Source organism: Pseudomonas sp. AL03, from assembly GCF_029960815.1.
GTDB lineage: Bacteria > Pseudomonadota > Gammaproteobacteria > Pseudomonadales > Pseudomonadaceae > Aquipseudomonas.
This window is the reverse complement of sequence record NZ_JASBRE010000008.1, coordinates 86,631-99,813: the sequence shown is the minus strand read 5'-3', so window position 1 is coordinate 99,813 and position 13,183 is coordinate 86,631. Positions and strand designations below refer to the sequence as shown.

The window sequence follows — 13,183 nt, the reverse complement described above, 5'->3', positions numbered from 1 at the left end:
GCATGAAGCGAATGGCCGGACTTTCCGCACTTGCCTTGATCATCTCCAGCACCAGTGGCTGCGGATGGGTTTGGGGCCCGGAAGGTTATTTCCGTGACCGTGGTAGCGATTACCTGGAAGCGCAACAAACTGCACCCATGCAATTGCCGGCGGATGTCAGCACTGCCAAACGTCTGGATCCGCTATTGCCGATCCCGCGCAACGTGGCCGATGACACCGCTAAGGGCGAGTACATCGTTCCTCGTCCGCAACCGTTGTCGGCAGCCGCCGACGCCAGCGCCTACTCCCTGCAAAAGACCGGTGATTCGCGTTGGATCGTCGCCCAGAACCCGCCGGCCGAAGTCTGGCCAGTGGCTGTGCAGTTCTTCCAGGACAACGGTTTCCGTCTGGACGAACAGCGCCCGCAAACCGGCGAGTTCACCACCACCTGGCAGCATTCCGACGAACTGTCCGCCGCCATGGCCAAGCGCCTGAGTGCGGCCGGTGTCGGCGCTGACAGCGAAACCCGCGTGCGGGTCCGCATTGAGCCTGGCGTGCAACGCAACACCAGTGAAGTCTATGTGGTCAGCGCCGAGCGTCCTGCCGGTAGCACCTCCGACGTGGCCTTTACCAACCGTTCGGTCAACACTGGCCTGGACGCGGCACTGGTCGACGACATGCTCGCGAGCATGAGCCGCACCTCGGAGAAGGGCGGTTCGGTTTCCATGCTGGCTTCGCGTGATTCCGATACGCCAAGCCGTGTCAGCCTGAGCGAAGACGGCAGCGGCAACCCGGTTCTGAACGTCGGCAACGATCTGGATCGTGCCTGGTCGAGCGTCGGTCGTGCGCTGGAACAGGGCGAATGGCGCGTTGAAGACATCAACCGCAGCCTGGGCCTGTACTACATCAACCTGGCCGAAAAAGCCGAGAAGAAAGACGAGAAGCCTGGTTTCTTCAGCAGCCTGTTAGGCAGCGCGCCGAGCAAGGAAGAAGTTGAATCCCGTGCCGAGCGTTATCAGGTTCGCCTGAGCAAGGTTGGCGAGAACGTCCAGGTCACCGTCGAGAAAAACATCAATACCGTGGCGCCAGCAGACGTGGCGCGCAAAGTGTTGAGCGTGATTCAGGACAACCTGGGCTGATCACATGCGTTTTGCCGTTCTCGGCAGCGGTAGCCAAGGGAACGGCACGCTGATAGCCAGCGCTGACACGTATGTGCTGGTGGATTGTGGTTTCTCCCTGCGGGAAACCGAAAAACGCTTGCTGCGCTTGGGTGTGAGCCCTGCGCAACTGAGCGCGATACTCGTGACCCACGAACATGCCGACCACGTGCATGGCGTGGGTTTGCTGTCTCGGCGCTACAATCTGCCTGTCTACCTCAGTCGCGGCACCCTGCGCGGGATGCGCAAACCCATTGAACCGGCTGGCCTTCTGGCTGGCGGTGAGCAACTGCAGATCGGCGCACTGAGCATCGGCGTTATTGCCGTGGCACACGATGCACAGGAGCCGACGCAATACGTATTCAGTGACGGTGAGCGGCGTTTCGGCCTGTTGACTGACCTGGGCTCGTATTGCAACAAGGTGCTGGACGGTTATCGGGACCTCGATGCGTTGATGATCGAGTCCAATCATTGCCGTGACATGCTGGCTCGCGGTCACTACCCGTACTTTCTCAAGCAGCGGGTGGGTGGTGAATTGGGACATTTGAACAACCATCAGGCGGCATTCCTGGTGTCTGAGTTGGGCTGGCAAGGCCTGCAACACTTGGTCCTGGCCCATTTGAGCAGCAAGAACAACCTGCCGCAGCTGGCCCGGCAATGTTTTGTCGACACCCTCGGGTGCGACCCGGACTGGCTGCAACTGGCCGATCAAGATTCAGGGCTCGACTGGCGACATATCGCCTAGCCCACCTACTTAGCAAGCGGAGCCCATCATGGAAAAACGTGAAGAACTCTACCGCGGCAAAGCCAAATCGGTTTTCAAGACCGACGACGCTGACCGCTTGATCCTGCTGTTTCGCAACGACACCTCGGCGTTCGACGGCAAGCGCATCGAGCAGCTCGATCGCAAAGGCATGGTGAACAACAAGTTCAACGCCTTCATCATGCAGAAACTCGAAGCAGCCGGCGTGCCGACCCAATTCGACAAACTGCTGGGCGACAACGAATGCCTGGTGAAAAAACTCGACATGATCCCGGTCGAGTGCGTCGTGCGTAACTACGCCGCCGGCAGCCTGGTCAAGCGCCTGGGCGTCGAAGAAGGCCTGAAGCTCAACCCTTACACCTTTGAACTGTTCCTGAAGGACGACGCCAAGGGCGACCCGTTCATCAACGAGTCCCATGTTGTGGCATTCGGTTGGGGCACCGCCGAGCAACTGGTTCGCATGAAAGAACTGTCGCTCAAGGTCAACGAAGTCCTGAGTAAACTGTTCGACGACGCCGGCCTGCTGCTGGTCGACTTCAAACTCGAATTCGGTGTCTTCTCCGACGGCTCCATCGTCCTGGGCGACGAATTCAGCCCGGACGGCTGCCGTCTGTGGGACAAGGCCACCGGCAAGAAAATGGACAAAGACCGCTTCCGTCAGGGCCTCGGTGACGTCATCGAAGCCTACGAAGAAGTCGCCAATCGTTTGGGCGTACCGCTTTAATCGACGCAAGCATCTGATAGCACGGAAAAATTTCGCTTAGGGGGTTCGCTTCCGGCAAAAGTGTTGTTATGATGCGCGCCGTTGGAGAGATGCCAGAGTGGCCGAATGGGACGGATTCGAAATCCGTTGTACCTTCACCGGTACCTAGGGTTCGAATCCCTATCTCTCCGCCATATTTATACTTAAAGGCCCCATTTTATGGGGCCTTTTTGCATTCTGCTGTTTCTGTTCCCCCATGTGTTCCCTTGCGCGGCCTAGCCCTCTGGGTGCTACAGCTGTGGTCAGTCAGCGCGCTATCGTCGTCCTGCCGCAACCGATGGCAAATTAGGAAAAACGCCGCTTTTCTCGACATGAGAAAGCGGCGTTTTACTGGGCTTTTCACCGTAGAGCTTGAAATCAAAAAGCTCCGGTCTCCGGCTTAAGTGAACAGCATTGCGGTCAACACCGGTTTTTTATTGTCGCTAGAGCCGCTTCAGGCCGCTGCGAGGTCTGGCCGAATGCGCGTCGAACGGACTGCGGTCACCAACGCCAGAATCGGCGCAATGGTGAACAGCGCAAACAGCCAGCGCGCGGCGTTGGCGGTGCCTTCGGCGTTGGAAGGGTCGTTGAGCCCGGCCATGTTGGCGATCATGCCGGCCAGTGCGGCGCCCAGCGCGGTGGCGAACAGTTGTACGGTGGTGATGGAGGACGCGGCTGAGTCCTGGTCTTCGGCCGAGGCCACTTGCAGGACCCGGGTCAGCAGGTGTGGCCAGCCGATGCCGATGCCGAATCCCACCAGGGTCAGGGCAATGCAGATTGGGGCGAGCAGCGCCCAGTCTCCGCCACTGTTGAACGGTGTGGCGACGGCGAGGATGATCAGTCCGACCAGTACGAACACCGGGCCGCTGATGATTGCGCGGCGCACGCCACGCTCGCGCCAGCCGGAGCTCATCACTTCAGACAACGTCCAGCCAGCGGCCATGAGGGCCGCCAGGTAGCCGGAAATCAGCGGTGTCTGCCCGTGCAGGGTTTGGAGGAAGTACGGTACGAAGATCTCGCTGGTCATGCCGATCACCAACAGTCCCATGGTCGCGTACAGCGCACAGAGTGGGGTATTGAGCCGCAAGGCGTCCTTGGGCAGCAGGCGCGTCAGGGTGCTGGATTCATGACGAACCAGGAAAAATACCAGCAGCAGGCAGAGGCCTATGCCAAGCAGGTTCCAGGTTGGAAGCGACGAGGCGCTGCCGGCGCATACCGATAGCACTGCCGCGGCCAGCAGAAACAGTTGCAGCAAGGGCAAGCGGCCCACGGGCGGTTGGTTCATGTCACGTTTGGGCAACACGTTGCTGGTCAGCAGGATGTACGCCAACGTCACAGGGACCAACGAGCCAAAGGCGGCGCGCCAGGCATCCATTTCAGCAAAAATGCCGCCGATGGCCGGGCCGATCAGCGTGGCGATCCCCCACATACCCGAGACCAGAGCCATGGCTCGAGGCCAGAGACGCTCTTCGAACACCAACTGAATCATCGAGTAGCACAGGGCGAACATCAAACCACCGCCCAGGCCTTGAACCGAGCGACCGACCAGCATCACCGGCATACTCGGTGCCAGTGCGCAGATGAGGCTGCCGGTGAGGAAAAGTAACGCGGCTATCGCATAGGAAACGCGTGGCCCTGTGCGTTGCAGGACTTTGGCCGTGAGCGCGGAGCCCAGGATGGATGCGACGACGAAAAGTGTGGTGTTCCAGGCGTACAGGTCGAGCCCGCCGATTTCCTTGACCACGGAGGGCAGGATGGTCGTGGCGATGTAAATATTGATCGCATGCAGCGCAACGCCTCCTGACAGTGCGATGGATCGCGCGGCGTTTTTTCCGGAGAGTAAATCGCTCCAGCTGCTTTCTTCCGTAGACATACAACCTCCTGCTGTGACTCGCGACCCGACGGATTGCGAGAGTTAATTGCCTGATTTCAAGGCTTGGGTTAGATTTACCAAGTAAATTCTTTAAATATTGAAGCTGCGGGGGTCGTTGTTTGTCAAGAAAATACTTGGAAAAACAGGATGAAGTCTCGATGTCGCCAGCCGACCGACTGCTTTACATGCTCAAGACCCTTGGCCCGCAACTGGCGGCCGATGCCGGACGCGCGCTGGGTACCACGGGGGAAGCGGCGCGCCAGCAGTTCGTCAAGTTGGCCGCCAGCGGCCTGGTGCACGCTCAGTCCGAGGCCCGGGGCGTCGGACGCCCGTCGCAGGTCTGGCACCTGACGGCGGCTGGCCATGCGCGGTTTCCCGATACCCATTCGGAACTGGCCGTGCAGCTCTTGCAGACCGTGCGCGAGACCTTCGGGCCCGGGGCCATCGATCGTCTGATCGATGTTCGCGAGCAGCAGAGTCGCACCTTGTACCTGCAAGAACTGGCCGGTGCCGAGACCCTTCAGGAACGGGTCAAACGCCTTGCGGCCCTGCGTGCCCGTGAAGGCTATATGGCCGAGTGGAGCGAGCAACCGGACGGGGCCTTCGTGTTGATCGAGAACCATTGTCCGATCTGCGCGGCGGCGGCCGCGTGTCAGGGTTTCTGCCGTGCCGAACTGAATGTGTTCGAGCAGGTTCTGCAAGCCAGGGTTGAGCGCGTGGAGCACATTCTGATGAATGCCCGCCGTTGCGCTTATCGCATTACCCCGGTCTGAAGAACCCACCGGACGCTCATTTCTGGCACACCAGCCCCACCTGATCGCAATTGCGTTGAAAGTCGTACCAGTATGCTTCGCCAAATTCGTCCAGATGCTTTTGCGGGATCATCGGGACGACCCATTCGAAGTGACTAAAACCGGCTCGTCGGATGGCGCGCTCGTAGACCTCACGGCTGAGGCGATAGAAGTGGAAGGGCACCGGTGGCTCGGTGACGAACTGCGCATCACAGGAGAAGCCGCCCTCTATAGGCTCTTCACTGAGGATAGTCAGGCCGTAGCGGGTGAAGTTGCAGATCCCCAGGCGGAAGTCCGGGTTAGAGGTGTAGGCAATCAACCGACCGCCTGGCAGCAGGCTGTTGTGGATGTTGACCAGCATCTGCACCAGGGTTTCCTCGCTGTCGGCGTAGCACAGCAGCCAGACGGCACTGACCAGATCGAAGCTGCCCAAGTGAGGCATCAGCGCCACGTCATGCACGTGGTACTGCAGGTTCGGCACGTCCAGGCTGTCGTTGATCGCCAGCTTGATCATCTCGCTTGAGATGTCGACACCCACCACTTCATCAGCCCCGCGTTCGATCATTTGTCGGGCGAAGAACCCATGGCCGCAGGCCAGGTCGAGCACTCGCTTGTTGTTCACATCGCCGAGCATGTGGAAGAAGGTGTTGACCTCCACCTCTCGCTCGCTGGCCTTGCTGATGGCCTGGTCAAACTTTTCGCCGATACCGTCGTAGATTGCCACGTAGTTGTTCATGGTGCGGATGTCCTGGGAAGTAGGGAGATACAGCAAAATCCGGCAACCGCTGCCGAGATAACGTTGGGCAACGGTTGCAACGGAGGGAGGGTTACTGAGCGGGAATAACCGCCTGCCATTTTGGCAAGGCGGCCTCCAGGCGCTTGCCGAACTCGATCAGCCGCGCCTCCTGCCAGTGCGGGGCGACGATCTGGATACCGATCGGCAAACCGCTGGCTTCATCGACCCCGGCCCGAATGACCAGCACCGGTGACCCGGACAGGCTGAACGGGAACACGTAGCCATATTGGTGACGATCGTTCAGGGAGTGGCCATGCTCGAACGCGACCGTGGGGTGGACCGGCGTGATCAGCAGGTCATGAGTTCTGAAGAACGCCGCCAGCTGGTAGCGCATGCGATCAAGGTTGTTCCAGTCGAGCTTCACCTGGTCGATGCTGCATTCGACTTCCTCGCTCATGGCCACCAGAGTGTTGAGGGCCGGGGTGAAGGACTTCTTGCCAATGTCGCTGAACAACTGTTTCCAGCCCCTGGCCGAATCGCCGCCAGTGATGAACAGACGCCACAGCACATCGCAGGATTCTTCGAGCATCGGCGGCTGTTCGTCGCTGATGCTGGCGACGATCTTGCCGGTCAGCTCGCGTACCGTATCCAGCGTGCGGGCGACGGCGAGCGACGGTGAAACCCGTGAGGTTTCATACAGGAATGCCACCCGCAGCTGATCCAGCGGTGTATCCAGACCTTGCCAGGGCACGTCGACGGTGTCCGGGTCATGACCGTCGGGCCCGGCGATGAGGCGGCCCATGACTTCGACGTCTGCGACATAACGACCCATCACTCCGAAGCTGGAGGTGTGGTGAAAGAGCCCGGAGCGCTCGCGTGGAAACTGTCCGGTCAACGGCACTCGGCCCTGCGTCAGTTTGAAGCCGCAGACCCCATTGAAGTGCGCCGGAACCCGCACGCTGCCGCTGGCATCCGACGCCAGGCCAGCCGGGGAAATCCCGGCGGCAATAGCGGCGCCTTCGCCACCGCTGCTGCCGCCGGCGGAACGGTTCAGGTCGTGGGGATTGCGGGTCAGTCCATAGACGAAATTGTCGGTTTCAAAGGCCATGCACAGTTCGGGTACGTTGGTCAGCCCGATGATGATTGCTCCCGCAGCACGCAGGCGGGCGACGGCAGTGGCATCTTTCTGACTGGCGTCACCGAGAAACTCGGTGAGCCCGCGCGACAGCCGATAACCTTCGACATGCAACACGTCCTTGATGGTAATCGGCACACCGTGCAGCGGCCCCAGAGACTGACCCCGGGAAACCGCGGCGTCGGCCTCGCGGGCCCGCGCGAGGATCGTTTCGTCGGTGTGCTTCTGGATCACCGCGTTGACAGCAGGGTTGCGTTCTTTCAAGGCCTGCAAGTAGTGGCGGGTGATGGCTTCGCTGGTCAGGGTTGAATGACGGATCAGCGAGGCCATTTCAACCAGGGAGAGATCGTCCACGCTAATCATTGGTCTGCGCTCCGTGGGGTCATGGCGTAAGGGAGGCGGTAGAGGTTGCGGATGATCGGCGTCATCAGTTTGAGCATCCAGCGCGGCTTGCTGGCAACGGCTTCGAGCGATTCTTCCAGGGCCTTGAGGACCTGGCTGATTTCCCCGGTGCTGATGGTCAGCGGTGGATAGAAACGCAACACCGGCGCCGAGGCTTTTTCGTTCAACGAGTGCCCGGCGTGAACCCCGCGTTTGGTCAGTTCCATGCTGATCAAGCTTTCCCACACCGCGCCCTTGAGGCGCAAACCGGTCATCAGGCCAATCGCTGGCGCGTCGCTGATTATCTGCGGGTAGGCTTCGGCCAGTAGCTGCAATCCCCGGCACAGCTGTGTGCTGGAAGCTCGGGATTTTTCGATCAGTTGGCCGTCTTCAATCGCATGGATTGCGGCCAGGGCCGTTTCACAGGCATAAGGCAAGCCACCCTGGCCGCAGACTTGATCTTCAAGAGGGTCGAGTGGCAACTGTTCGATCAAGGCGCGGCTGTACATCACCGCCGCGATGGCTGCGTAGCCGCCGGTCAAGCCCTTGGAAAGCACCATGATGTCGGGCACTACATTGTCGTAATCGACGGCGAACCATTTACCGCAGCGACCGAACGCCGTCTGGATTTCATCGGCGATCATCAGGCAGCCGTGGGCGCTGCACAATTCGCGGATCCGCGTGTTGTAGCCGACCTCGGGCAGGGTCAGGTAGGCGCCGCCGAGGATCGGCTCGATGTAGACCGCCGCCACCTGGTCGGTGATGGCGTGTTCCAGTGCGGCGAAGTCTCCGTAGGGAATGAAGTCGACCGTGAGGCGGTTCAGACCATGCTGGTTGCTCTGGTACTGCTGGCCGAGGATCGCCATCGTGGTCAGGGTCTTGCCATGGTAGGCATTGCGCATGACCACGATCCGTTTGCGCGGCAACTGCCGTTTGAGCACGTAGCGCAAGGTTTGCTCGATGGCTTCGGCACCGGTCATGGTGTAGCGCACATCGCCCCACTCGCCGGGCGCCAGACGCCTGAGGGTCTCACTCAACTGGTGTTGCGAGTCGTGGGTCAGCCCTTCGGGCTGCCAGGCCATCCGGTTCAACTGACGCTGGCTGGCGTACTTGACCAGAGGGTTCTGGTGGCCGACCAGAAATATTCCATAGCTGCACGCACAATCGATGAAATGCTTACCGCGATGGTCGGTGACGATCGCACCTTCGGCGGAGCGTTCGATTCCGGTATTGGCGATGCGATAAAGCTTGGCCGCCGAGGGCGTCCAGTGTTTGTAGCAGTCATCCACCAGGCTGTTAAGCAGCATATTGCAAGGTCCTTTTTATAAGGCGTGCGGCGTCGACGACGCGCTCCGTGCGCGCGACCAATGGGCAACGCAAGAGCAATTCACGCCCGCTTGGCCGACGAATATGCACACCGGCGGCGTACAGCGCCCGTTGCGCCTCAACGGCTTGCTCAGTGCTGGCCAGCGGTACCTTGACGATGCCGCCGATGGCCCGTGCACTGAGGTCGGCCAGCTCTGTGGCCAGCGCCTTGCCGTTGTCGAGACTGCGCTGGTCCAGCCGCTTTTCCTGCGCATAGCGCAGGGCGGTCCGTGCCGCGATGCACGATGGCGGGTTACCGGCGGTGGTGCTCCCGTGTTTGGCAGGTGAGACTTTGCCGTAGGCCTTGTAGGCCAGCGCATGGCTGCAGGTGTAGGTGCCGATGGGGATGCAGCCGCCGCCCAGGCTTTTGCCCAGAACAACGATGTCCGGGCGCGCACCGGACAGACTCTGCGACAGCAGATGCCCGACGCTACCCAGACAGGTGTCGACGTCGTTGAACAGGGTCGCAATTCGCTGGCTGTTGGCGATCCGTTCCAGACTGGCGATCAGCATTGGGTCGACCGCTTCCAGCAGTCCGTTGGCGGCCGTGCGCAACGGGCCGTAGCACAGGGCAAAACAGTCCTGCCAGATCGCCATGTCCGGCAGGTCGTGCACCGAGTCGACATGCACCACCTTGATCCCCAGAAACTCCCCGGACTCCGGGTAATGCTCGGGGGCGCTCAGATAGCGTCCATAAGACAACGAGCCGTACGCCACGCCACCCACGGCGATCACCGTACGCCGATGGGGATTGATCGAGCGTGCGAGTTTCAGCGCACCTTCAAACGCCTCGTCGCCGGAGTTGCAGACATACGAGTTCTCCAGCCCTTCGGGCATGAAGTCGCTGAGTTGCTTGCACAACTCGATCAACGGCGCGGACAACAGGACACGGTTGGACAGGCCGATTTTATCGACCTGCCGACTCACTGCTTGCACCACCTCGGGTACTTGCAGGCCGAACCCGCCACTGAGGTCAATCAGTTGATGGCCGTGGTTGTCGATGAAGCTTTCGTACTGGCCTTCGACGGCCCAGGTCTGACCTGGGTGATTCGTGATGGCGGCCATTACCGGTAGCTCAGCGCATTGAAGATGCGACGCTGGTCATCGATGATCGCTTGTCGGCCGTGCATGACCCGGCGGTTGTCGATCATCACCAGGTCCAGGTCCTGCCAGCCCACGGTGTGAGTATTGCGTTCGGTGATCTCGGTGATTTCCGCCAGCAGGTCGGCGGGAATCTCTTCGCCGTTCTCGAAATCGATCACCGGTTTCTCGTAGTTGAAGGACGGCCCGAGAATGCTGTTGGCGAAGGCGGGGTGCTCACAGAAACTGGAGGTCTGGCACGCCGGGACGCTGTAGGCGTAGGCCACGCAATCGGTGCCTGGGTTGTATTCCATCCGGGTGTTGGGGTCCTGGCCGATGATCTCGCTCAGGTGCTCGAAACTGGCGTCTTCCAGTTGCTGGATTTCCGGTTTGTAGTAGCAGACGATCTTGCGCCACTTTTCGCCCGGTACGGTGCGGCGGTAGCGGATACGGCTGCTCTCGAAGCGCTGACGGGCCTCTTCGCTGAGTTCCTGGTAGACCTTCACCCCATCGCACAAGGTGGTTTGCGAACCTTTGGTGGGGGCGATTTCGCAGAAGAACCATGTCAGGTCCGGCCAGATCGGCGCGTTGCCGTTTTCGCAGTGCAGGCCTACGGCATCGGTGCCGGCGTCCACCAATTGTGCGACGCCTTTGGCGATCACGCGGCCCGGGTCCAGGCTAAGGCGCGAGCTGTGTTTTTTCACGAAGGCACCGAACTCGTCCAGAGACAGGATGCAGTTGCGGAAGATAATCACGCCGGCGCTCGAGAGCTCTTCGAAAACCGCCGCGGTGTCGGTGTTCAAGGCATACTCGCGATCGGTGATGACCCGCGCCTGATAAGTAGATTGATTCATGTCGCTAGTCCTTTAGTGAGTACATGTCTGACGATGCAGGTCAGTGGCGTGGGCTCTACGGGCCGGGCCGTTGAGGGTATAGAGGCTTTGCAGCTGCGGGGCGTCCGGCGCCAGCGGCCAGAGGGTCTGCGGCAGCTCGACTTCCGAGAAGCGCTGTTGCGCCCAGTCCTGGGTGTGTGGGTGGCTGAACTGCGGCCCGACGCTGAGCACGATCGCCAGTTGACCGTCTGCGGTCATGAACATCAGCGCATCGTTCACGCCGGTTTGCTCTTTGAACTCCAGCTCGATTTGCTCCGGAGAAACATTGCGGCCGTTGGGCAGGCAGATGATGTTTTTCTCGCGTCCGGTGATGAACAGGAAGCCCTCGTCATCGAGCTCGCCGATATCACCTGTGCGCAGCCAGCCATCCTCGGTGAAGGAACAGGCACTCGGATCGACCCAGGAGTAACCCCGGAACATCGAGGTGCTTTTGATTTCTACCCGTTGCTGATCCGTCACCCGGACCTGGACGTGAGGCAAGGGTTTACCAACGCTGCCCAGCTTGCTGTGGGTAGGGGTGTTGACGCTCACCACCGAACCGTTCTCGCTCAGCCCGTAACCCTGATGAACCTCAATACCCTGCGCGCTCAGGCGTTGCAGTTTTTCGCTGCTGATCGGAGCGCCACCGGCGGTGATGTACAACTCGTTGCGCAGCAACGACAGCAGCTCTGGATCGGTGTTTTGCTCGGCCACTTCAAGGAACACGTCGAGCATTATCGGCGGTACGGTGACCGCGCTCGCCCGGGTTTTGAGCAGTTGCGCAAGAATCGCCGAGGTGGTGTAGCCAGCCTCACCGATCAGCGGCGTGTGCTCGTCCAGGAAATATACCGTGCCGCCGGACAGTAGCGGCAGGTAGACCGCCGTGACCTGTTCGATCAACAGGCTCAGCGGCACCACCGACAGGTAGCGTTTCTGAAAGGCGGCCGGGACCACGCCGAGTAGCGATTGCAGCACAGCGCTCAGGCCGTCCAGACTTTGCTTCACGCCTTTGGGCTTGCTGGTGGTGCCGGAGGTGTGGATGACTTTGCAGATCCATTCAGCATCGGCGCTGTCGATGAAGCTTGGGCCCGCCGGCACTGGAATCGGGGTCTGAAGTGCGCTGGGTACATGGACCAGACGGCTGGCGTTGAGGTCGATTTCCCAGCGCGTTTCCAGAGTCTCCAAGCCTTTGTCATCGACCAGGAAGCCCGAACATTCTAAGGCCAGGTGTTCGGCCTGGTACTTACTGAAACCCAAAGGCAGCGGCAAGGAGGTGAAGCCGAAGAGCAGACAGGCGAAGTCGGCAATGACCCAGTCGCTGCTGTTGCGCATGACGATGCCGATGGTGCGCTTTTCGTCGGTGAACTGGCGGTTCATGTGTTGCCCAAGCTGCCGGGCATGGTCCAGCACCTGGGCGTAGGTCAGACGGCACCCGCCCGTGCCTTGCGCCGAAGGAGTGTCGACGACGCAGATGGCATCCGGTGTGCGTTGGGCCTGGGCCAGCAAGCGTTCGACGAAATGCGTCATGCTGCTTGCTCGCTCTGCACGTCGAGCCGGAAAACGGTCTTGAGGACGGTCTCGTGATAGTGACGCTCCATCTCGCCCAGCTTGATGTAACCGGTGATAGGCGTCTGGTCGTAGTAGGAGCCCCATTCGACTTCCGCTTGGGAGGTCATGCGTTGCGGGTCGGCCTCGCAGATTTTGTTGACCTTGACGTTGCAGTTGCCCATCACTTTGATCAAGTGGGGGGTGCAGGTGCACAGCAAGTAGCGTGCGCCCATGCACCAGGTCACCACCGAGAGCATATTGAACAGGGTCTGGCCGGCAACCGGATTGATCGACGCGGTACTGCCGACTTCGACGATGCAGTCGCGTTCGATCCGGGTGTTGGTGATGCTGGACAGTGTCTCCTCGCACGCTGAGTCCAGATAACACTCGGACAATAGAGGGCCTGACTTGGCAAAACTAAAACCTGCACAAGACTGAATGGAGTCATTGTGTTGTAAAACGATTAAAAAGTACTCGGGAGATGGCTCGATGATGGCATTAAAGGATTTCATGTACCGACGTTTTACAAATTCAACGGCGGACTTCCAGAGTTGGGTATTGCGTTTGGCTACTTGAATGCGCATGCAAGTTTTCCTTTCTTTTCTGCGGGAGTCGATAGTGAGATTGTTGAATCGCTTGGTTGTGGTACATGCGTGCTCATTGATCTTGTTGTTAATTACGGCAACCGGCGCCCTTTCATACCCCCTGTAACAGCTTGGTTTTATCAACTGTTGGGCCATGTTTCTCGACGGTGTTCGTTC

At 60.0% G+C, this 13,183-nt stretch carries 12 protein-coding genes and 1 tRNA gene; 5 read left to right on the top strand and 8 right to left on the bottom strand.

Translation table 11 applies throughout. The annotated features are described in order from the left end of the window. Positions 1–2: 2 nt before the first annotated feature. The 4 genes from bamC (at position 3) to QK293_RS10480 (ending at position 2,796) form a co-directional block, all read left to right on the top strand. Positions 3–1,118, top strand: a complete 1,116-nt coding sequence (gene bamC, locus QK293_RS10495; RefSeq protein ID WP_282377199.1) for an outer membrane protein assembly factor BamC — start codon at positions 3–5, stop codon at positions 1,116–1,118. Positions 1,119–1,122: 4 nt separating this feature from the next. Beyond that, positions 1,123–1,881 (top strand): MBL fold metallo-hydrolase, encoded by a 759-nt coding sequence (locus tag QK293_RS10490; protein WP_282377197.1) that lies wholly within the window; start codon positions 1,123–1,125, stop codon positions 1,879–1,881. 28 nt (positions 1,882–1,909) lie between these two features. Beyond that, positions 1,910–2,623, top strand: coding sequence for a phosphoribosylaminoimidazolesuccinocarboxamide synthase (gene purC / locus QK293_RS10485; protein ID WP_123507616.1), 714 nt, complete (start codon positions 1,910–1,912; stop codon positions 2,621–2,623). A gap of 83 nt (positions 2,624–2,706) precedes the next feature. Then, positions 2,707–2,796 (top strand) — tRNA-Ser (locus tag QK293_RS10480). 299 nt (positions 2,797–3,095) lie between these two features. Here QK293_RS10480 and QK293_RS10475 read toward each other — a convergent pair. Next, complete coding sequence (locus QK293_RS10475; protein ID WP_282377194.1) at positions 3,096–4,514, bottom strand: MFS transporter; 1,419 nt, start codon at positions 4,512–4,514, stop codon at positions 3,096–3,098. A gap of 158 nt (positions 4,515–4,672) precedes the next feature. Between QK293_RS10475 and QK293_RS10470 the strand changes: the two genes are divergently transcribed. Continuing rightward, positions 4,673–5,287: a MarR family transcriptional regulator gene (locus QK293_RS10470; RefSeq protein ID WP_282377192.1), complete on the top strand. Its 615-nt coding sequence runs from the start codon at positions 4,673–4,675 to the stop codon at positions 5,285–5,287. A gap of 16 nt (positions 5,288–5,303) precedes the next feature. Here QK293_RS10470 and QK293_RS10465 read toward each other — a convergent pair whose 3' ends face one another. The 7 genes from QK293_RS10465 to QK293_RS10435 all read right to left on the bottom strand — a co-directional run bounded on the left by QK293_RS10465 (position 5,304) and on the right by QK293_RS10435 (position 13,006). Then, positions 5,304–6,041, bottom strand: a complete 738-nt coding sequence (locus tag QK293_RS10465) for a class I SAM-dependent methyltransferase (RefSeq protein ID WP_282377191.1) — start codon at positions 6,039–6,041, stop codon at positions 5,304–5,306. 91 nt (positions 6,042–6,132) lie between these two features. Continuing rightward, complete coding sequence (locus QK293_RS10460) at positions 6,133–7,539, bottom strand: amidase (RefSeq protein WP_282377187.1); 1,407 nt, start codon at positions 7,537–7,539, stop codon at positions 6,133–6,135. Continuing rightward, positions 7,536–8,864: an aminotransferase class III-fold pyridoxal phosphate-dependent enzyme gene (locus QK293_RS10455; protein WP_282377185.1), complete on the bottom strand. Its 1,329-nt coding sequence runs from the start codon at positions 8,862–8,864 to the stop codon at positions 7,536–7,538. The genes QK293_RS10460 and QK293_RS10455 overlap by 4 nt, the downstream gene beginning before the upstream one ends. Further along, the gene (locus tag QK293_RS10450; protein WP_282377182.1) at positions 8,854–9,987 is read right to left on the bottom strand and encodes an aminotransferase class III-fold pyridoxal phosphate-dependent enzyme; all 1,134 of its coding nucleotides are present in this window, start codon (positions 9,985–9,987) and stop codon (positions 8,854–8,856) included. The genes QK293_RS10455 and QK293_RS10450 overlap by 11 nt, the downstream gene beginning before the upstream one ends. Then, the gene (locus QK293_RS10445) at positions 9,987–10,856 is read right to left on the bottom strand and encodes a TauD/TfdA family dioxygenase (RefSeq protein WP_282377180.1); all 870 of its coding nucleotides are present in this window, start codon (positions 10,854–10,856) and stop codon (positions 9,987–9,989) included. The genes QK293_RS10450 and QK293_RS10445 overlap by 1 nt, the downstream gene beginning before the upstream one ends. A gap of 12 nt (positions 10,857–10,868) precedes the next feature. After that, positions 10,869–12,401 (bottom strand): AMP-binding protein, encoded by a 1,533-nt coding sequence (locus QK293_RS10440; RefSeq protein WP_282377177.1) that lies wholly within the window; start codon positions 12,399–12,401, stop codon positions 10,869–10,871. Beyond that, positions 12,398–13,006, bottom strand: a complete 609-nt coding sequence (locus tag QK293_RS10435; RefSeq protein WP_282377175.1) for a thermostable hemolysin — start codon at positions 13,004–13,006, stop codon at positions 12,398–12,400. The genes QK293_RS10440 and QK293_RS10435 overlap by 4 nt, the downstream gene beginning before the upstream one ends. Positions 13,007–13,183 lie beyond the last annotated feature (177 nt).